Below are 20,166 nucleotides of genomic sequence, written 5' to 3'. Positions count from 1 at the left end.
CGCAGTTCGCTTCACGACGAAAGGCGCTCCCGGTCTTGGACCAGGAGCGCCTTTTTGTGTGCGCGGGGGCGTCGAGAAGCTGCTACTTCACCGCGGTGCTGCCGCCCGGGGTGTCGTCGTTGCCCTTGACGCCGTTGGGTGAGTTCGGGTCGACGGCGGGGAAGCTCCCGGTCTCGTAGACCTCCTTGTAGGCGTCCCAGTCGATGCCGTCGCCGTCGGACTCCGGCGCGCCCTCGTAGTCGTCGTGATCCGGGTCGAGGGAGGGGGCGTCCTCGAGGTTGAACTCGTTCTCCTCGTCAGCGTCGAGGTTTGCTGCGACCTCCTCCTGGACAGAGTGCCACAGGTCGGAGTCCTCGACGTGGGACTCGGACGCGAGCTTCTCCACTTCCTTGCGCTCCTTGGCGGTCAGCTCGTCCTCGGACGGGTCGAGCGCGGTCTCGGCGAGCTCAGCGAGACGCTCGCGGCGGCTGGTCTCCTCCTTGATGTTGTCGCGGTCGTTGAACCAGCCGACGATGATGGCGATGGTCAGGATGATGCCCAGGTAGCCGATCGCCGGGTAGACCCAGCTGATCAGGTCAGCGAAGCCGACGAAGGACAGCAGGAAGCCGATGCCGACCACGATGAAGTACACCATGCGGAAGCGCTCCGGGTGCTTGTTGGTCAAGCGGCGGGCCATGGCGTAGAACATGCCGACGGCGGTGTTGTAGATCATCATGTAGATGATGATGGAGACGATGACGCCGACAACCGGGTGCATCGAGTCAAACACGGCGAGCAGCGGCATGTCCTTGCCCGCGACTTTGTCCATGTTGAAGAACAGGATGAAGTTCAGGATGACCAGCATGATGGCGAAGATGAGGCCGCCGAGCAGGCCGCCGACGCCGGCGGTGCGCGGGTTCATCTGCGAGCCGGCGATGACCAGCATCATGGACACCGCCATGATGTTGACGAGGGTGCCGTAGTTGACGGCGGAGAGCAGCCAGTTGTTGAACACGCCGTCGGCGGGGGACTGCTGCAGGGCGATGTCGTTCATCGCGTGCAGGCTGTCGGGCATGTTCATGATGGTGATGCCAAACGCCACGAAAACGGCGATGATGAGGAACGGCGTGATGACGGAGATGACCTGCGTGATGCGGTCCACGTCGAGGAAGCCGGAGAGGACGAGCAGGACGGTCATGATGGTCGCGCCGATCCACGGGGCGAAGCCGAACTGCTGGTTGAGGTTGGAGCCGGCGCCGGCGACCATGACGAAGCCGAACGCGAAGAGGCTGAACATGGTGGCGTAGTCCATGTACTTGGACACGATTGGGCTGGACACGCGGTTGAACACCACGGAGTGGTCGTCGGCAAGGTAGTACGAGCCGAGCTGGAAGATGGTGGTGCCGACGACGAAGATGATGATGCCGGAGATCACGGCACCGACGATGCCGATGTAGCCGAAGGCGAGGAAGTACTGGATGACTTCCTGGCCGGAGGCGAAGCCGGCGCCGACGAGCAGGCCGACGAGCGCCATGGCCACCTGAATTGTCTGTTTCATGGAATGATCCTAGAAAAATAGTCGTACGATAAAAATGAACCGGGGCGATATTAACAAAGCACGCTCGCCCCCGCGAATGGCCATTTTGCGTGTGTACGGGCATTTTTCGCTTCTCGACGCCACCACGCACCCCAAGAAACGCCAGCGTATCGCCCCGCACGCGCGCTCAGCGTGCGCACAGCGCTGCCTCGGCCGCGGGATCGTTTCGCACAGTAAAACGTGACCTTCTCGTGACATTATGGGCGCAGCCGGGTCGTTGGTGTCTCCCAATTCTGGAATCCGCCCGCTCTCGCCTAAGCTAACGACCCATGACGACAATCCGCCAGGCCACCGACGCCGATGCTGCCGCCATCTACGCCATGATCAACGAGCTCGCGCTCTACGAGAAGGAGCCCGACGCGGTGACGTCGACCGAGCAGGACGTCCGCGACCACCTCTTCGGTGAGAACCCGAGAGTGTTCGCGCTGGTGGCGGACAACGACGGCGAACTCGAGGGGATGGCCCTGTGGTTCTTGAGCTACTCCACCTGGGAGGGCCGTCACGGCATCTGGCTGGAGGATCTCTACGTCCGCGAGGAGTGTCGCGGCAGGGGGATCGGCACGGCGCTGCTGCAGGAGCTCGCGCGCATCGCGGTCAAGAACGACTACCGCCGCGTCGAGTGGTCCGTGCTGAAGTGGAACACGCCGTCCATCGGCTTCTACAACGCGATGGGCGCCGACGACATGGGCGACTGGTCGACGATGCGCCTCGACGGGGCGGCGCTGCGCGTCCTCGGCGGCACGCGCGACTAGCGCTGGAACGGCGCGGGGTGCTTGACCTCCTCGCCGGCGCGGACAGGGCGCGGCGGGGTGACCCCGTCGGCGAAGGGGGAGCCGGGGAGGAGGTGGCGCTCGTGGGCGTCGATAAGCCAGCGCATGTCGGGGCCCACGGGGACGACGCCGGTGGGGTTGATCTCCGCGTGGGTGATGTAATAGTGCTCCTTGATTTCTTGGAAGTCGGTGGTGTCGCCGAAGCCCGGGAGCTGGAAGAGCTCCTGGAGGTAACCACGCAGGTTGGGCATTTCCGCGATGCGGTTGCGTGACGCCTTGAAGTGGCCGACGTAGATGGGGTCGAAGCGGACGAGGGTGGGGTAGAGGTAGACGTCGGCAAGCGTGAGGTGCTCGCCCACGAGGAAGCGGTGCCGCCAGAGGTGGTCCTCCAGCCAGTCCATGTGCTCCCAGAGGTCGGCGTAGGCCTCCTCGTACGCGTCCTGCGAGCCTGCGAATCCTGCGCGGTACACGCCGTTGTTGATGTGGCGGTAGACGCGGTCCGCGACCTCGTCGATCTCGGCGCGCAGCTCGCGCGGGTAGAGGTCGGGGGCGCCGTCGCGGTGGTGGGCCGCCCAGGCGTCCTGGAAATCGACGGGGATGCGGCGGAAGTCGTTCGTGACCGCGGCGCGCGTTTGCTTCTCGACGATCACCGGCACCGTAATCCCACGCGGATAGCCCGGGAAACGCGCCTCATAGGCGCCTTTGAGGAAGTGCAGGCGAGGAGGCGGCGGACGATGATCGCGCGGTGCGCCCCGGGCAGGCGCGCGCCGCCATGAGCCGGTAGCGGCCCGGCTCGACGGGCCAGGTGTAGGTGCCGTCGTCGGCGGGATGCGGGGCGCTGCCCGGGGCGAGGTCGGCGCTGAAGGAGTCTGCGATATAGGTGGTGTCGCGGACTAACTCGCCGTCCGGGGACGCGTTGCGGGCTGGGTTGGAGATCATGGACTCGAGTATCCACGCGAGACAGTGACGTGTCAACCAAGATTTGCGGGGGCACGCCGAGGACATTGCCAGCGGCGGTGGGGTGCGTGGCATAGATTTACAGGCATGGACAAGAAGAACGCACGCGACGTCACTCCTGATGATTTCGATCCGCTCGACGGTCTGCCGTACGCGCCGCTCGGCAATGAGGACACTGCCGGGAGTACGGCGGTGGGGGCGTCGACAAGCGAACAGCCCGCGACGCTGACCGGCAAGGCTGCGCCGACCGAGGTGTTCCCCGAATCGCCGACCGAGACCGTACACCTCGACCCGACCCCAGCTGTGGCCGAGCCGGAGCCGGTGCGCGTCGAGGAGCCGCGGGCGAAGCGCGGCACCATTGACTTCGGGCTGCTGTTGCTGCGCCTCTTGCTCGGCGGCTGGCTCATCGTCGCGTCCGTGACCACGCTCTTCCGTCTCGGTGGCTCCGACGGCATCTCCGGGCTGCGCGACGCGTTCGGCGACTACGCGTACGGCGACGGCCTGGCCATCGTGGTGCCGATCCTGCAGCTCGCCGCCGGCGTCTTCCTTGTGCTCGGCCTGCTCTCGCCGATCGCGTCGATGGTGGCGGTCGCCGTGACGGGGTTCATGGCGGTGCACGGCATCGTCGACGCCACCGACTCCTGGAACGTCTTCGCCTGGGGCGCCGAGGCGTGGCTGCCGATCATCCTGCTCGGCCTGGCACTGGGCCAGCAATTCACCGGCCCAGGCTTCTACGGGGTGGACGCCACCCGTTCGTGGGCGCGCCGCCCCATCGCGTGGAGCTGGATCTGCGCGCTGCTCGGCGTGGTCGCCGCCGGGTTGATCTGGTGGTTCGGCACCGGCGTGAACCCGCTCGCGAACTAATCCACCTGGCGGACCGCGCCTTTGTCGGCGCTGGTCGCCATCTTTGCGTAGGCGCGCAGCGCCTTCGACACCTCTCGGACGCGGTTCGGCGTCCAGGGGCGCTCCGACGCCTCCATCGCTTCTCGACGCTTCTGCAACTCCGCCTCCGGCACGTCCAACTTCAGCTCGCGGTTCGCCACCGAAATGGCGATGGTGTCGCCGTTCTCAATCAGGCCGATCAGGCCGCCGTGCGCAGCCTCGGGGGAGATGTGGCCGATGGACAGGCCAGAGGTGCCGCCGGAGAAGCGGCCGTCGGTGATCAGCGCGCACTTCTTCCCCAGACCAGCGCCCTTGAGGAAGGACGTCGGGTGCAGCATCTCCTGCATACCCGGGCCGCCCGACGGGCCCTCGTAGCGGATCACGACGACCTCGCCCTCGAGCACCTCGCGGTTCAGAATCATAGATACCGCCTGCTCCTGCGAGTCGACCACGCGAGCCGGGCCGGTGAACTCCCAGAGCCCTTCCTCGACGCCCGCGGTCTTGAGGATCGCGCCGTCCGGGGCGAGGTTGCCGCGCAGGACGACCAGGCCGCCGTCGGAGGTGATGGGGTGCTCCAGGTCGTGGATCACGCCGTTGGCGGAGTCGGTGTCAAGGCAGTCCCAGCGGGCCGACTGCGAGAACGCCTCGGTGGTGCGGTTGCCGCCCGGGGCTGCGTGGTAGAGCTCGACGGCCTCGTCGAGCGGGTGGTCGCCGCGAATGTCCCAGTCGCCGAGCCATTCGGTGAGGGAGTTGTAGGCGACCGAGTGGACGTCGTCAAGCAACAGGCCCCCGCGGTGCAGCTCGCCGAGGATGGCGGGGATGCCGCCGGCGCGGTGCACATCCTCGACGTGTGCCTCGCCGTTCGGCGCGACCTTGGACAGACAGGGGATGACGTGGGAGAGCTCGTCGATGTCGGTGAGGTCGAAGTCGACCTCGCCCTCCTGCGCGGCGGCGAGGATGTGCAGGATCGTGTTGGTCGAGCCGCCCATCGCCATATCCAGGGCCATCGCGTTGCGGAACGCGTGCTTCGTAGCGATGTTGCGGGGCAGGACGCGCTCGTCGCCGTTGCCGTAGTAGCGCTTGCACATCTCGACGATCATCTCGCCGGCCTTGGTGAACAGGTCGCGGCGGGCGGTGTGGGTGGCCAGCGTCGTGCCGTTGCCCGGCAGCGAGAGGCCGAGGGCCTCGGTGAGGCAGTTCATGGAGTTGGCGGTAAACATGCCGGAGCAGGAACCGCAGGTGGGGCAGGCGCCGTTGGCGATGTCGTCGAGCTGCTCGTCGGAGACCGCGTCGTTGGCGGAGAGCGCGATGGCGTCGATGAGATCCGACTTCGGCTTGGTCACACCGTCGACCGCGAACGCCTTGCCGGCCTCCATCGGGCCGCCGGAGACGAAAACCGCGGGGATGTTCAGGCGCATCGCGGCGTTGAGCATGCCCGGGGTGATCTTGTCGCAGTTGGAAATGCACACCATCGCGTCGGCGGTGTGCGCGTTGACCATGTACTCCACCGAGTCTGAGATGATCTCGCGGCTCGGCAGCGAATACAGCATGCCCGAGTGGCCCATCGCGATGCCGTCGTCGACGGCGATCGTGTTGAACTCCTTCGGCACGCCGCCCGCCTTGCGCACCGCGTCCGCGACGATGTCGCCGATGTGCTTGAGATGCACGTGGCCCGGCACGAACTGCGTGTACGAATTGACGATCGCGACGATCGGCTTGCCAAACTCGCTTTCCTCCGTGCCAGTTGCGCGCCAGAGGGCGCGGGCACCGGCGGCTTGGCGGCCAACAGTGGTCACGCGCGAGCGAAGGGGAATCACGAAAAGCTCCTTACGACGAGGGATGGGGTGGGGGCACGGGGGCGTCGATAAGCGAAAGGGCGCTAGCTCGGACGCGGGCCCGGCGTATCAGGGTGAGACTTAAGGTACTCCTCATACTCTTCGCGCGACAGCAGAACGTGGTGGTTGTCCTTGTCGATGATCTCGTACTTGCCGTCCGCAGCCTCCTGCGCGCCCGTGATCACGTCCGTTATTCGTCCGCGCGACGCCTCCGCGAGCTCTGGCAGTGAATTAAAAGTCACGCCGGGCATGGGGTACTCCTTGCCGGAGGTGGTCGTCGCCATCGCGCGCGCACCCTTAAACCCGATCCCCTCGAGCTCATCCCAAGCGATGCGCGTATTCGGTCGTACGACATAACGCAGTGCGATGCCACGCTCATCGACAGTGGTTGAAGACGAAAGCACCCACACAATCCACCCGATCGGGAACAGCAGCAACCACCCCAACGCCAACGGCGCCCACGAAATACCAATCAACGCGATACCAATCATGAGGACAATACCAATGATGTGCTCGCGAGACGGACGAAAAACCTTCGGCTGATGATCAGGCTGCTCAGTCATGCACAACATGCTAGTCGGCGCGAGGCTGGACGCGGCGATTGGTGCGCGGGTGCGTAGCGATACGAAACGGCGGGTCGTAGATCGAGAGATAGGTCACCGCGTTGTCGAGTTTGAAGTCCTGGGCGATGGTCTGGTTGTAGTCACGGACGTTGATGCCTAGCACCGTGCCGCCGAGGGGATCGAGAGTCTCCTGGACAAGCTGCAGGTCATCGACTTCCGCCTGACACGGTGCATACCACTGGCCCTAAGCGTTGAGGACGACGACCTCGCCTTCAAAATCAGACAGGCTTATCTCATCACCCTTCTCCATCAGCGACGGGCCGGAGAAATCCGGCAGCGGGGCACGTTCCTCCTTTACGCAGATAATCTCGGTTTGGCCTCCTGGTGAGTGGTACTGGAAGGTGCCCCCGACGGCGACGGCGTTTCGGGCGCCGTCGCCTGAGGAACAGGCCACCAGGGTTACGGCGGTGAGTACCGCGACAACCGCGATGGCGGCTCTACGGGGGTGTGCTCGGCATCGATTAGATTTCCTTATTCCGGGGCGGTGGGGAAGAGGACGGTGTTCTGGTTGTCCCGGAAGACCACAACACCGAGGAAGCTCATCGTGCTGCCCGGCGGGTGGTCTGCAGCGACTCTGCCCACCTCGGCACTCAATCCTGCTGTGGGGGTTACTCGTAGCGAAGCGAGCTGAACATCCCGGTTTCCATGTGATAGGCGTTATGGCAGTGAAATGCCCACTCACCGGGGTTGTCAGCGATCATGTCGGCGACCATGGTTTCACCGTGGCGGAGAAGGACGGTGTCCTTGCGTAGCCCGCCGCTGCCGGGCAGCGCCCACGTGTGGCCGTGGATGTGCATGGGATGGGGCATCATGGTCCTGTTGCGCATGACCAGTCGCAGGCGCTGGCCCTCCTGCACGGTTGCGGAGGAGGATTGGCCGTCGGTGAGAATGCTCCATTCATACGGCATCATCTGCCCGCCCAGGTCGATGCTGACTTCTCGGTCTGGTGTGCCCTCGGGCAGGAGTGCACGGTCCGCTGGCTTCAGGGAGGACAGAAGCAGTCCGGTGGACGACAACTCGGGGAAGTCGACATCGGGGTTGGGGGCCTGGCCGCCGGCGGTGCGGATGACGGCGAAGGCGCGGTCGTCCTTACCCACCGCCAAAGCCGTGAGCGGGAAGATGCCGTCGTCGAGGATGACCTCGACGTCGACACGCTCGCCCATCGACAGGTAGATCGATTCGGTCTCCGAGGGCTGGACAGGGAAGCCGTCGGTGTGGGTGACGGTCATGCGGTGACCACCGAGGGCCACCTTGAAGATGGTGTCACCGCCGGAGTTGATAAACCGCAGGCGGGCCTTGTCGCCCGGGCGAGCCTCGAAGGTCCGGTGAGCGCGGGGGATACGTCCGTTGATGAGGTAGTGCGGATACATCACATCGCCGGCATCCCCGCCCAGTACCCGGTCCGGGGTGCCGTGCATCATCTGGCCGTGACCTCCCATTCCCATCCTCCCGTTATGGTCGCCCGAACCCATTCCGGTGAGCTTGTCGAGCTCATCTTCGGGAGTGCCCTGAATGCCATCGACCCAGTCGTCGAGCACGATGGTCCACTCGACGTCGTGGTCCTCAGCGTCTTGCGGGTCACGGATGATCAGTGGGGCGTGGAGGCCGCGATCAAGCTGCAGGCCGGTGTGAGAATGGTAGAAGTAGGTGCCACCGTGGGGGGCTTCAAAAACATAGGAGAAAGACTCGCCAGGTTCAATGGGGTCCTGGGTCATGCCGGGCACACCGTCGGCTGCGTTGTGGAGTGCGATGCCATGCCAGTGGATGGAGGTGCTCTCAGGCAGTTCATTGGTGATATCGACCTGGAGGACGTCGCCGGCGGTGGCCTCAATGGCCGCATCCCCGGTGTCAGAGACGTATCCCCACGTCTTGGCTTCGATGCCGCCGATATCCAGCGAGAGGGGCCGGGCGGTCAGTTTCCGGCGCACCGTCGGCTCACCGAGCGCAGTGGGGGTGGGAGTGGGGCGAAGGGAGGGACTTGGTGCCGAGGCAGTGGGTCCAGGATCGCTGGTGCAGGCGGCCACGGCCCCGGTGCCGGCGAGGGCGAGCCCGCCGAGCAGAATCTGTCGTCGGGAATACGCGTTCATCATCATTTAACCTTTCTTGGTGCAAGATTTCAGTGACACGGGAGACAGGCGCAGGTGAGGACCCAGCCCCGCGTGAGAGCCGTGCCCTCCACTCCTTGAAAATATACCCTGGTGGGGTATACGCTAGGGAAATATACCCCAGGGGGGTATACGATAAAGGGCGGCATCGCCTCACCCCACCGAACCGAAGGAGCTTTCCCATGATCACCTCCCAGCCCCGCCTCTTGCCCATGGCCTCCCACGGCTGCAGCTGTTGCGGACCTGCCTCACGCGCCGACACCGCCTCCAGCCCTGCCACCGGCGACTCGTCAGCAGGAGGATCTACCCCTAGCTACCAGGTCACCGGCCTGACCTGCGGGCACTGCGCGAAAAGTGTGACCCAGGCCCTTCAGGCCCTTCCCCAGGTCGACGACGTCCAGGTTGATCTCGCTGCTGGTGGAGTTTCCACCGTCACGGTCACCGGTGTCGTACCTCCGGAGATGGTTCGCCGGGCCATCGAGGACGCCGGCTACACCGTCTTATCCTGATCAGTTTTACCCGTCATCTCGACCCCGACCGGGTTGAGTGGAAAGGAACGTCATGAGCACTCCCCACCATTCCGGCGATCACCATGGTGATCACCCTGCTCCGGAAACAGACCACACCTACCACCCGGATCATGCAAGCCATGAACACCACCATGCCAGCCACGAACACCACGCAGATGCCGACACCCACGGCCAGGCGATGCCCCACGATCACCCGCATTCCGCCCTGGACGACGACCACCACGTTCATGGTCACGGCGAACACGCCGGACACAGCACCGCAATGTTTCGGGACCGCTTCTGGTGGTCGCTGATTCTGTCCATTCCCGTCGTTATTTTCAGCCCCATGGTCGCCAACCTGCTTGGCTACCACCTCCCGGCATTCCCCGGATCCACCTGGATCCCCCCGGTGCTGGGCACGATCATCTTCGTCTACGGCGGAACGCCTTTCCTCAAGGGCGGATGGAAAGAACTGAAATCCCGCCAACCCGGGATGATGCTCCTGATCGCCATGGCCATCACCGTGGCGTTTGTCGCCTCCTGGGTCACCACTCTGGGGCTGGGCGGTTTTGAGCTGGACTTCTGGTGGGAGCTGGCCCTGCTGGTGACCATCATGCTGCTGGGCCACTGGCTGGAGATGTCTGCTCTCGGGGCCGCGTCCTCCGCGCTTGACGCGCTGGCTGCCCTGCTGCCGGATGAGGCCGAGAAAGTCATCGACGGGACCACCCGCACCGTGGCCATCTCCGAGCTGGTCGTCGACGACGTCGTGCTGGTGAGGGCCGGTGCCCGGGTGCCGGCCGACGGAACCATCATCGACGGAGCCGCCGAATTCGATGAGGCGATGATCACCGGCGAATCCCGTCCCGTCTTCCGCGACACCGGTGACAAGGTGGTCGCCGGTACCGTGGCCACCGACAACACCGTCCGCATCCGGGTGGAGGCTACAGGCGGGGACACCGCCCTGGCCGGGATCCAACGCATGGTTGCCGACGCCCAGGAGTCCTCCTCCCGGGCCCAGGCCCTGGCGGATCGGGCGGCGGCGTTGTTGTTCTGGTTCGCGCTGATCTCCGCTCTGATCACCGCGGTGGTGTGGACCATTATCGGCAGCCCGGACGATGCCGTGGTGCGCACGGTCACGGTGCTGGTCATCGCCTGCCCGCATGCCTTGGGCCTGGCGATTCCGCTGGTCATTGCGATCTCCAGCGAGCGGGCCGCGAAATCCGGGGTGCTCATCAAGGACCGGATGACGCTCGAGCGGATGCGCACCATCGACGTGGTGCTCTTCGACAAAACCGGCACCCTGACCGAGGGTGCGCACGCGGTCACCGGTGTCGCGGCAGCTGGCGGCGTCACCGAGGGCGAGCTGCTGGCCCTGGCCGCCGCCGCGGAGGCCGACAGTGAGCACCCCGTGGCCCGCGCCATCGTGGCGGCCGCGGCCGCCCATCCCGAGGCCTCCCGTCAGCAAATGCGTGCAACTGGTTTCAGCGCCGCCTCCGGCCGGGGGGTCCGGGCCACTGTCGATGGCGCTGAGATCCTCGTGGGCGGGCCGAACATGCTGCGCGAGTTCAACCTCACTACCCCGGCCGAGCTCACCGACACCACCAGCGCCTGGACCGGGCGTGGGGCCGGTGTGCTCCATATAGTTCGCGACGGTCAGATCATCGGTGCGGTGGCCGTCGAGGACAAGATCCGCCCCGAATCTCGCGCCGCCGTGAAAGCCCTGCAGGACCGCGGGGTGAAGGTCGCGATGATCACCGGTGACGCCCAGCAGGTGGCCCAGGCGGTTGGCCAGGACCTGGGGATCGATGAGGTCTTCGCCGAGGTCCTGCCCCAGGACAAAGACACCAAGGTCATGCAGCTGCAGGACCGGGGTTTGAGCGTGGCCATGGTCGGTGACGGTGTCAATGACGCCCCCGCTCTGACCCGCGCGGAGGTCGGTATCGCCATCGGTGCCGGCACGGATGTGGCCATGGAATCTGCCGGGGTGGTCCTAGCCAGTGATGACCCGCGGGCAGTGCTGTCGATGATTGAGCTGTCCCAGGCCAGCTACCGCAAGATGATCCAGAACCTGATCTGGGCCTCTGGCTACAACATCCTCGCCGTGCCGCTGGCCGCCGGAGTGCTCGCCTCGATCGGGTTCGTGCTGTCCCCGGCCGTGGGCGCGATCTTGATGTCTGCCTCGACCATCGTGGTGGCCCTGAACGCCCAGCTGTTGCGCCGGATTGATCTGGACCCGGCCCACCTGGCTCCCACCGAGTCGAAGGAGGAACACACCACGCCTACTCCGAAATCCACCGCCGTCCACTGATCCACCAGACCCCATATGACCCTGAAAGGGCTCCACCATGAAGCGCACCCTTGTTCTTTCCGCTCTCGCCGTGGCCTCCACCCTGGCGCTGGCCGCCTGCGGTGAGGCCACCGAGTCGAGCAACACCGACGCCACCACCTCGGCCACCAGCACTGCGACGACTACCGCTGAGACGACCAAGACCACCACGGCGACGACTGATGCGGACGGGGAGATCTCCGCCGATCACAACGACGCGGACATCATGTTTGCCCAGATGATGATCTCCCATCACCAGCAGGCCGTGGAGATGAGTGAGATGCTCCTGGCCAAGGAGGGTATCCCCGTCCAGGTCGTGGAGTTTGTCCAGGGGGTTATTGACGCCCAGGGACCGGAGATTGACCGGATGACCGCCATGCTCGAGGCCTGGGGCCAGCAGCCGGTCACCGACTCTGGGGGCATGGGAACCATGGACGAGATGGGTGGAATGGATCACGGCGAGATGGGTGGCATGAGCGGGATGATGAGCCAGGAGGACATGACAGCCCTTGAGGAAGCCCAGGGCACCGAGGCCGCCCGCCTCTACCTGGAGCAGATGACCGCCCACCACGAAGGTGCGGTCGACATGGCCCGTGACGAGGTTGCTGACGGCCAGAATCCCCATGCGATCACCCTGGCCGAACAAATTATCAACGACCAGGAGGCCGAGATCGCTCAGATGCAGCAGATGCTCACTGACCTATGACAGGTCCCCGTCTTTTTCTGACCCCGAGGACAGGAATCTGAAAAAGAAGGGTAACCGTGACGATTGCCACCTGCTGCGGGCGATGGGTCGTTGTCACCGCAGCGGGTGCACCGGGGTGGATGTTTCTTCTCCTTCTGGTCGCACCACTGAGCAAAGGGGAGAGCTCCTGTGTCCAGACCCTTGGAGGACTACGCATTATTGTCCGATACTCACACGGCCGTAAAACACCCCGGCCGTATCCACCAAGTGCTCGGCACGGTCCTGGTCTCACCCGCGAGAGCTGAGCGCATCAACGCTTGCGCCGGCGGCATCGGCAATGATGGAGATGCCGTTCCTGTCGGCGGTAACAAGCGCGTCAATGTAGTCCATGCCCCACACAATAACCGCAACAAGCACCCCATGACCAGGGAAAACGGCAAAGTGTGAGAAGTATTCCAATATCGCCCCGAAACAGAACCGAGCCCCTGTTTCCAACGTCTAATACAGTTTGGGGCTTTTCAGCAGAGGACGGTCGTTTTAAGGCTCGGTGGAGAGCGTTGCGGACTCAGTGACCTGTGGGAGTGCAGACTCAGAGGCGGTCGGGCTCTGAAGCGCGTCGCTGCTTCGGACGGTTTCGTCTGAGCTCGAGGTTTCCAAAGGTGTGTGCTCAGTGGACTGTTGGGCCTCAGTGGTGGGCTGGGCTGGGGCAGTAAACTCCGGTTCGGTTTGCTCGTAGGTGGGGGCGACGTCCTCAGCGTCCGGCACGGTCTCGGTCGTCTGCGCGGTGGTGCGGGCGGGAGGTGCGAGGAAGCCGCTGTTTGCCTCGCTTTCTTCGCCCGGTTGCACCATGAAGCCACGGATGAGCAAGAGGACGCCGAAGATCGCCAGCAATACGAGGGTAGACATTCGCATGATGCCGTTGAGTACCCGTTGTGGCGAAGAGAAGAACCAGGTGCGGTGGTCGCTGCCTGTATCGGTGCTGGGGGCGTCGTCAGTGCGCGCGTTGTCGCCGTGGGCAGCGAAGGAAGCGGGGTCAGACCGGGTGGGTGCTGCGGCCGGATCGTCTACTGGGTGTGGAGGGGTCGGGCTGTTCGTCGCTTCGGCGGAGGGCGACGGTGCTGGTGTTTCCGTCGTGTCTGTCGCATCCAGTGCATCGGGAGGACGAACAGGAGAGGGTGCCTCGGGCGGGTTGACGCCGGAGTCATGCGTGGTTGGAGGGGTGACGGGGGCGTCGACAAGCGTCCCGTCGAGCGTCGTTGCGGAGCCGTACTCGTTCCAGAATTCGTCGAGGATGGCGACGCGGATTGCGCGCTCGACCATCCACTGGGCTAGCGGGTCGACGCGCACGAGGAAGCGCATGTCCACGGTCCAGGGCGAGCCGACGGTGGCGGGCGGTGCGATGCCGACGGCGGGGTGGACCTGCAGCTCGTCGCGGACGGTGTCGGCGATTTCCGGCTGGGCGAGGGCGCGGCGCGCGGCGCGTTCGGAGCGCGCGATGGCCTCGTCGGCGGAGCGGGATCCGAGCAGCGGGACGGGGATGACCACCATCGCGTTGGACCAGTAGTTGGATTGGTTGATGCACACGCGGGCGGTGGAGTTCGGGATGGAGACGGTCGCCTGCTCGATGGTGCGGATCTGCGTCGCGCGCATGGTGATCTGGATGACTTCGCCCTCGATGTCGACCCCGCTGCCTTGGAACGAGACGTAGTCGCCCACGCCGTACTGCTTTTCGGTGAGGATGAAGAAGCCGGCGAGGAAGTCCGCGATGATGCTCTGCGCGCCGAAGCCGACGGCGGCGGAGACGACGGTGGCGGGGATCGCGGCGCCGGCGAGCGAGAAGCCGATCTGTTGTAGCGCGAAGATGAGCAGGAGGAAGTAGGCGACGATTTCGCCGATGTAGACCGCCACGCCGACGAGGGCAAGTCGGCTCTTGCCCTCGTCCACATCGGTCGTGCGCGTGACCTGGCGCTCGAAGTAGCGGTTAATAAACCGGCCGGCGCGCGGCACCAGCAGCGCGAGGACGAAGAGGAGGGCGAGGTTGATGCCGGTTTCGGCGATCCAGTGCCACCAACCGAGCAGAATATATGTGAACGGCATAGTCTGTTTGAGTTTAGTCCGGGGCAGGGGGGCCTGAACGGTGCCGTCGGTCACACTCGCGCGGCTTCCCAAAAAGTGGGATGTGAATTTTAATCAGTGAAATCGGCGCGGTAGTCCGCCCGGCTGTGTAACGTAGCGCACATGATCACACAGCGACTAGTAGTACGAATTCCCTCGCGGCGCTTGCCGTAGCGGGTTCGTTTTCGTACGCCGCTGACACAAGCGCCCTCGACAGCACTCACGAGAAGTGCTCGCCGGGGGCTTTTGTTTTGATCACCCTCACAACCGACACATTGACCCAAGGAGTTTGGAAACGTGGCAGCTTCATCGAATGCGCCGGACGGCAACTCGCAACCGGCGCCGAGCGTCGAGCCGGAGCGAATCACAGGCGCGGACGCGGTCGTGCGAAGTCTTGAGGAGTTGGGCACCCGGTTCGTCTTCGGGTTGCCGGGGGGAGCGGTCCTTCCGCTTTACGACGCCCTGTTTCAGGCCGAGAAGCTGCGCCACGTGCTCGTGCGCCACGAGCAAGGTGCCGGCCACGCGGCGGAGGGGTACGCGGTCGCCTCGGGCCAGGTAGGCGTGTGTCTGGCCACCTCGGGCCCGGGCGCGACGAACCTGGTCACCGCGATCGCGGACGCGTACCTGGACTCCGTCCCGATGATCGCGATTACGGGCCAGGTCGGCTCGCCGCTCATCGGCACCGACGCTTTCCAGGAGGCGGACATTCGCGGCATCACGATGCCGATTACCAAGCACAACCTGATGGTCACCCGCGCCGAGGACATCCCGGCGGCGATCGCCGCCGCGCACCACATCGCGTCGACGGGCCGTCCGGGCCCGGTCCTGGTGGACATTCCGAAGGACCTGCAGGCCGCGGAGATCGAGTTCGCGTGGCCGCCGGTAGTGGACCTGCCCGGCTACAAGCCGAACACGAAGCCGCACAACCGGCAGATCGCGCAGGCGGCGAAGCTGATCGCCGCCTCGGAGCGCCCGGTGCTCTACATCGGCGGCGGCGTGGTGAAGTCGGGCGCGCACGAGGAGCTGCTCGCGTTTGCGGAGCGCACCGGCATCCCGGTGGTGACCACGCTCATGGCGTTGGGCGCGTTCCCGCAGTCGCACCCGCTGTACATGGGCATGCCGGGCATGCACGGATCCGTCCCCGCGGTCGGCGCTCTGCAGGAGGCGGACTTGCTCATTGCCATCGGCACGCGTTTCGATGACCGCGTCACCGGCGACACCAGCACCTTCGCCCCCTACGCCAAGGTCATCCACGCCGACATCGACCCGGCCGAGGTGGGCAAGATCCGCGAGGCGAACGTGCCGATCGTCGGCGACGCGAAGAAGGTCCTGTCCCAGCTGTTCGATGCGTTTAGGGACGAGAAGAGGAACGCTGCGCCGTCGATAAGCAATTGGCTCGCGCGCCTCAACGACTTGAAGGGGCGCTTCCCGCGGGGCTACGACCCGCAGTCCGACGGAAAGCTCTCGCCGCAGTTTGTGATTGAAACGCTGTCGAAGACGGTGGGGCCGGACGCGATCTACGTCTCGGGCGTGGGGCAGCACCAAATGTGGTCGGCCCAGTTTGTTGACTTTGAACAGCCGCGGCACTGGATCAACTCCGGCGGCCTCGGCACGATGGGCTTCGCGGTGCCCGCGGCCCTCGGCGCGAAGGTCGCCTGCCCGGATAAAGAGGTGTGGGCGATTGACGGCGACGGCTGCTTCCAGATGACCAACCAGGAGCTCACCACCGCCGCGATGGAGGGCTTCCCGTTCAAGGTGGCGCTGATTAATAACGGCAATCTCGGCATGGTCCGCCAGTGGCAGACGCTGTTTTACGACGGCCACTACTCCCACACCAAGCTCGGAGGGGAGGAAGTCTACGTGCCGGACTTTGTGCAGCTGTCGCAGGCGCTCGGCGCGGAAGCGATCCGCGTGACCAAGGAGGAGGACGTGGTGCCCGCGATCCAGAAGGCGCGCGAGATCAACGATCGCCCGGTCGTGGTCGAGTTCATCGTCGGCGAGGACGCGCAGGTGTGGCCGATGATCGCGGCCGGCGCGTCGAATTCCGATATGCAGTACGCCCTGGGCATGCGCCCGTTCTTCGACATGGAGGAGTCCGCAGGGGAGACCCCGGAGGCGATCAACGAGGCCATCGAGGCCGTAGAAGCTACAGAGGCTGCCGATACCACCACCCAGGAGGCAAAGTAGATGTCTGACCAAACCATTTCTCGCAACACGCTGTCGGTGCTGGTGCTGGACGTCGACGGCATCATCACCCGCGTCACCGCGCTGTTTACCCGTCGCGGCTACAACCTGGTTTCGCTCGTGTCGGCGAAGACGGAGACCGAGGGCATTAACCGCTTGACCATCGTTGTCGACGCGTCCGAGTACGCCATCGAGCAGATCACGAAGCAGCTGCACAAGCTGGTTCAAGTGCTCAAGGTCGCGCGCCTGGAAGACGACTCGATGATCGCGCGCCAGCTCATGCTGGTCAAGGTGGCCACGACGAACCAGAACCGCCCGCAGGTGGTGGACGCGGCGAACATCTTCCGCGCCCACATCGTCGACGTGTCGCCGGAGTCCGTGGTCATCGAGGCCACCGGCTCCTCCCAGAAACTCAAGGCGTTCCTCGAGCTGATGGAGACCTTCGGCATCAAGGAGCTCGTCCGCTCGGGCAACGTCGCGCTGAGCCGCGGCCCGAAGACGATGGCGCCGACGAAGGGGTAGGCGGTGGCGTAAAGAAGCAATCGCTTGCCGACGCCACAACATCCCCACACAACCCAAATCTGTGCCATAATATGAAATGGCTGTCCCATATAATAGGAAAGGTGAGTGTTTCACTCATGGCAATTGACGTTCTGTACGACAACGACGCGGACCTGTCCATCATCCAGGGCAAGAAGGTCGCCATCATCGGCTACGGCTCCCAGGGCCACGCCCACGCGCAGAACCTGCGCGAGTCCGGCGTTGAGGTGGTCGTCGGCCTGCGCGAGGGCTCCAAGTCCGCCGCGAAGGCCCAGGAGGCCGGATTTGAGGTCAAGACCAACGCGGACGCCGCGGCGTGGGCCGACGTGATCATGCTGCTGGCCCCGGATACCTCGCAGGCAGAAATCTTTAGCAAGGACATCGAGCCGAACCTGAAGGACGGCGACGCCCTGTTCTTCGGCCACGGCCTGAACATCCACTTCAAGCTGATCGATCCGGCCAACACCATCACTGTTGCGATGGTAGCGCCGAAGGGCCCGGGCCACCTGGTCCGCCGCACCTACGTCGACGGCAAGGGCGTGCCCTGCCTGATCGCGGTCGAGCAGGACCCGACCGGCAATGGCAAGGAGCTGGCGCTGTCCTACGCCGCCGCGATCGGCGGCGCACGCGCGGGCGTCATACCGACCACGTTCGAGGCGGAGACCGTCACCGACCTGTTCGGTGAGCAGGCAGTCCTGTGCGGCGGCCTGGAGGACCTGATCATGAAGGGTTTCGAGGTGCTGACCGAGGCCGGCTACGAGCCGGAGATGGCCTACTTCGAGTGCCTGCACGAGATGAAGCTGATCGTGGACCTCATCTACGAGGGCGGTATCGCCAACATGAACTACTCCGTCTCTGACACCGCAGAGTTCGGCGGCTACCTGTCCGGCCCGCGCGTGATCGACGAGGGTGCCAAAGATCGCATGCGCGACATCCTGAAGGACATTCAGTCCGGCGAGTTTACCAAGCGCCTGGTAGCCAACGTCGAAGGCGGCAACAAGGAGCTCGAGGGCCTGCGCGCGAAGGTTGCAGAGCACCCAATTGAGAAGACCGGTGCGCAGCTGCGCGACATGATGACCTGGGTGAAGAACCCGCTGAACGAGACCGCGTAAACGCACACGCGAAGGCGCACACGAAAAACACCGCCCCAGCATCCTGGTCAGTCCAGGAGCTGGGGCGGTGTTGTATGCGACGTGATTCTGTCGCTACGAACTAGTTGGTGGCGCCGGAGACAGCGTCGCCAGCCTTGTCGGCCGCGTCGCCTGCAGCGTCCTTCGCGTCGCCCGCGAGGTCGCCAGCCTTGTCGGTTGCGTCGCCTGCAACCTCGCCAGCCTTGTCGGCCGCGTCGCCTGCAGCGTCCTTCGCGTCACCCGCGAGGTCGCCAGCCTTGTCGGTTGCGTCGCCTGCGGCATTGCCAGCCTTGTCGGTGGCGTCAGCCGCTGCGTCGCCGGCACCCGCGGTAGCGTCCTCGCTCGGGTCAGCGGTGACGGTCTCGCTGCTGGTCTCCGTAGCAACGGTGGAGGTCTCGGTGACGGCAGCGCCGTCCGAGTCGTCGCTGCCGCCGCTGAAGAGGCTGATCAGCAGCCAGACCAGCAGAGCTGCGACGATCAGGCCGAGCAGCCACTTCCACCAGCCGCCACCGCCGTTGCCGGCGTCGGCTACAGTGGTGCCGGAGGTTGCTTTCGTGGTGCCCTCAGTCTTGGACACGGTGGTGGAGCCGGTGCCGCGAACGCCGTCGACAGCGTCGCCAGCCTTGCCCTTTGCGGAGGTGAAGGTCTCGCCGACCTTGTCCTTTGCGTCGTGTGCGTGGTCGCCGATGTGCTTCGCGGCCTTCTCCACGCGGTTCGGATCCTTCGGGTTCGGGTTTGCGGAAGTGATAGTCGTATCCTTTCGTATGTGGCCCCATGCGAGCGGATGAACATTGCGTAAATTGGCTCACTGCTCGAGACCATTGTGCTATTGCGCCTATCAACGGTAGCAAAAGTTGTTGAGGCATCGCCCAAATAGTCAGCAACTTGTACGGTTGTGTGGGGTGGGCAGGGCGTGGCGTCGATAATGAGCCCTGCTCACCGCGTGTTTTTTGAAACCGGGAGCCGTTTTCATTTAATTGTCATTAACTGTGTGGCAGCTTAGGGTTGAGCTATGGCACACGACCACAACCACGATCACGCCCCGTCGAGCGATACTCCGCTGCGCGCGCTCCTCGTTGCGCTCGCCGTCACCGCCACGGTCTTCGTTGCGGAGCTGGTTGGGGGATGGCTCGCCGGGTCCATGGCGCTCATGGCGGACGCGATGCACATGCTTTCCGACGCCGCCGGGCTCATCATCGCCGTTCTCGCGGTGCTTGTGGGGCGGAAACAGGCCTCGCGCCACGCAACGTACGGCTACCGGCGTGTGGAGGTGCTCGCGGCGCTGGTCAACGCGGTGCTCGTGCTCGCGATCTCTGTGTGGATTGTCGTTGAGGCGATCCGTCGCCTCCGCGCACCCGCCGACGTGCACGGCGAGACCATGCTTCTCATCGCCGTCATCGGTTTTGCGGCCAACGGCATCTCGGCGTGGGTGCTGCACGGTCACCGCGGCGACTCGCTCAACGTCCGCGGCGCGTTCCTTCACGTGCTGGTGGACTTGCTGGGATCGGCCGCGGTTATTGTCGCGGGCATCGTGGTCATGGCAACCGGTGCGGCCGTGGCGGACGCCGTGGCCTCGCTCATCATCGCCGCGCTCGTGCTGCCGCGGGCGTGGCAGCTGATGCGCCAATCTGCTGGCGTGCTCCTCGAACAGGTCCCGGAGGGTTTCCGCACCGCCGAGGTGGAGGAGGCGCTGCGAGCGACCGCGGGGGTTGCAGACATCCACGACCTTCACCTTTGGAGCCTCGACGGCGTGAACGTGTTGGCTACGGTGCACGTGGTCGGCGCGGCGGGTACGGATAGTGGGCCGCTTCTAGATGCAGTACAGCACGCCCTGCGCGAGCTGGGCATCGAGCACTCCACGATCCAGATCGAGCGCCCGGAGCACGAATCGCACGAGCAGGTTTGCTGATTCCGTTCTAAGGTTGGGGC

Annotated in this window: 16 protein-coding genes and 2 pseudogenes; 9 read left to right on the top strand and 9 right to left on the bottom strand. The window is 64.9% G+C overall.

The window, feature by feature from the left end; all coding sequences use genetic code 11:
• Window positions 1–82 precede the first annotated feature (82 nt).
• Window positions 83–1,537 carry a YkvI family membrane protein gene (locus tag EAW56_RS05975; RefSeq protein WP_122085655.1) on the bottom strand — a complete coding sequence of 485 codons (1,455 nt, stop codon included), beginning with the start codon at window positions 1,535–1,537 and terminating at the stop codon, window positions 83–85.
• Between the two features lie 308 nt (window positions 1,538–1,845).
• Between EAW56_RS05975 and EAW56_RS05970 the strand changes: the two genes are divergently transcribed.
• A complete protein-coding gene (locus EAW56_RS05970) occupies window positions 1,846–2,328 on the top strand; it encodes a GNAT family N-acetyltransferase (protein ID WP_122085654.1) in 483 nt (160 codons plus the stop codon).
• Here the strand turns inward: EAW56_RS05970 and EAW56_RS05965 are convergent.
• A pseudogene (locus EAW56_RS05965) lies at window positions 2,325–3,285 on the bottom strand (glutathione S-transferase C-terminal domain-containing protein). The gene EAW56_RS05970 and the pseudogene EAW56_RS05965 overlap by 4 nt on opposite strands.
• 105 nt (window positions 3,286–3,390) lie before the next feature.
• Here EAW56_RS05965 and EAW56_RS05960 point away from each other — a divergent pair.
• A complete protein-coding gene (locus tag EAW56_RS05960) occupies window positions 3,391–4,167 on the top strand; it encodes a DoxX family protein (RefSeq protein WP_122085652.1) in 777 nt (258 codons plus the stop codon).
• Here the strand turns inward: EAW56_RS05960 and ilvD are convergent.
• The 4 genes and pseudogenes from ilvD to EAW56_RS05940 all read right to left on the bottom strand — a co-directional run bounded on the left by ilvD (window position 4,164) and on the right by EAW56_RS05940 (window position 8,733).
• Window positions 4,164–6,002, bottom strand: coding sequence for a dihydroxy-acid dehydratase (gene ilvD / locus EAW56_RS05955; RefSeq protein ID WP_122085650.1), 1,839 nt, complete (start codon window positions 6,000–6,002; stop codon window positions 4,164–4,166). The genes EAW56_RS05960 and ilvD overlap by 4 nt on opposite strands.
• 62 nt (window positions 6,003–6,064) lie before the next feature.
• Window positions 6,065–6,583 (bottom strand): PH domain-containing protein, encoded by a 519-nt coding sequence (locus EAW56_RS05950; RefSeq protein ID WP_122085649.1) that lies wholly within the window; start codon window positions 6,581–6,583, stop codon window positions 6,065–6,067.
• A gap of 55 nt (window positions 6,584–6,638) precedes the next feature.
• Window positions 6,639–7,073: pseudogene (locus tag EAW56_RS05945) on the bottom strand (TlpA family protein disulfide reductase); the annotation flags it as partial.
• Window positions 7,074–7,251: 178 nt separating this feature from the next.
• Window positions 7,252–8,733 (bottom strand): multicopper oxidase family protein, encoded by a 1,482-nt coding sequence (locus tag EAW56_RS05940; RefSeq protein ID WP_122085647.1) that lies wholly within the window; start codon window positions 8,731–8,733, stop codon window positions 7,252–7,254.
• Window positions 8,734–8,930: 197 nt separating this feature from the next.
• Between EAW56_RS05940 and EAW56_RS05935 the strand changes: the two genes are divergently transcribed.
• On the top strand, window positions 8,931–9,257 hold the full coding sequence (locus EAW56_RS05935) for a heavy-metal-associated domain-containing protein (protein ID WP_095553060.1): 327 nt from the start codon (window positions 8,931–8,933) through the stop codon (window positions 9,255–9,257).
• Window positions 9,258–9,270: 13 nt separating this feature from the next.
• Here the strand turns inward: EAW56_RS05935 and EAW56_RS12995 are convergent, their stop codons facing one another.
• A complete protein-coding gene (locus EAW56_RS12995; RefSeq protein ID WP_233126915.1) occupies window positions 9,271–9,531 on the bottom strand; it encodes a hypothetical protein in 261 nt (86 codons plus the stop codon).
• Between EAW56_RS12995 and EAW56_RS05930 the strand changes: the two genes are divergently transcribed.
• The gene (locus EAW56_RS05930; RefSeq protein ID WP_239216831.1) at window positions 9,457–11,565 is read left to right on the top strand and encodes a copper-translocating P-type ATPase; all 2,109 of its coding nucleotides are present in this window, start codon (window positions 9,457–9,459) and stop codon (window positions 11,563–11,565) included. The genes EAW56_RS12995 and EAW56_RS05930 overlap by 75 nt on opposite strands.
• A gap of 37 nt (window positions 11,566–11,602) precedes the next feature.
• A complete protein-coding gene (locus tag EAW56_RS05925; protein WP_122085643.1) occupies window positions 11,603–12,289 on the top strand; it encodes a DUF305 domain-containing protein in 687 nt (228 codons plus the stop codon).
• A gap of 516 nt (window positions 12,290–12,805) precedes the next feature.
• Here EAW56_RS05925 and EAW56_RS05920 read toward each other — a convergent pair.
• Complete coding sequence (locus tag EAW56_RS05920; protein WP_122085641.1) at window positions 12,806–14,365, bottom strand: mechanosensitive ion channel family protein; 1,560 nt, start codon at window positions 14,363–14,365, stop codon at window positions 12,806–12,808.
• A gap of 315 nt (window positions 14,366–14,680) precedes the next feature.
• Here EAW56_RS05920 and EAW56_RS05915 point away from each other — a divergent pair, with 315 nt between their 5' ends.
• The 3 genes from EAW56_RS05915 (at window position 14,681) to ilvC (ending at window position 18,219) form a co-directional block, all read left to right on the top strand.
• On the top strand, window positions 14,681–16,570 hold the full coding sequence (locus EAW56_RS05915; RefSeq protein ID WP_122085639.1) for an acetolactate synthase large subunit: 1,890 nt from the start codon (window positions 14,681–14,683) through the stop codon (window positions 16,568–16,570).
• Window positions 16,571–17,089 (top strand): acetolactate synthase small subunit, encoded by a 519-nt coding sequence (ilvN, locus tag EAW56_RS05910; protein ID WP_095536910.1) that lies wholly within the window; start codon window positions 16,571–16,573, stop codon window positions 17,087–17,089. It begins immediately after the preceding gene.
• Between the two features lie 116 nt (window positions 17,090–17,205).
• Complete coding sequence (gene ilvC / locus EAW56_RS05905; protein ID WP_122085638.1) at window positions 17,206–18,219, top strand: ketol-acid reductoisomerase; 1,014 nt, start codon at window positions 17,206–17,208, stop codon at window positions 18,217–18,219.
• A 100-nt stretch (window positions 18,220–18,319) separates the two neighbouring features.
• Here ilvC and EAW56_RS12855 read toward each other — a convergent pair whose 3' ends face one another.
• Entirely contained in the window at window positions 18,320–18,946 is a 627-nt protein-coding gene (locus EAW56_RS12855) for a hypothetical protein (RefSeq protein WP_208636492.1), read from the bottom strand.
• Between the two features lie 303 nt (window positions 18,947–19,249).
• Here EAW56_RS12855 and EAW56_RS05895 point away from each other — a divergent pair, with 303 nt between their 5' ends.
• Complete coding sequence (locus EAW56_RS05895) at window positions 19,250–20,146, top strand: cation diffusion facilitator family transporter (protein WP_122085636.1); 897 nt, start codon at window positions 19,250–19,252, stop codon at window positions 20,144–20,146.
• Window positions 20,147–20,166: the final 20 nt, after the last annotated feature.

The organism is Corynebacterium gottingense, from assembly GCF_003693265.1.
Lineage (GTDB): Bacteria > Actinomycetota > Actinomycetes > Mycobacteriales > Mycobacteriaceae > Corynebacterium > Corynebacterium gottingense.
Note: the sequence above shows the minus strand (reverse complement) of the source record. Positions and strands in the feature narration are given on the sequence as shown.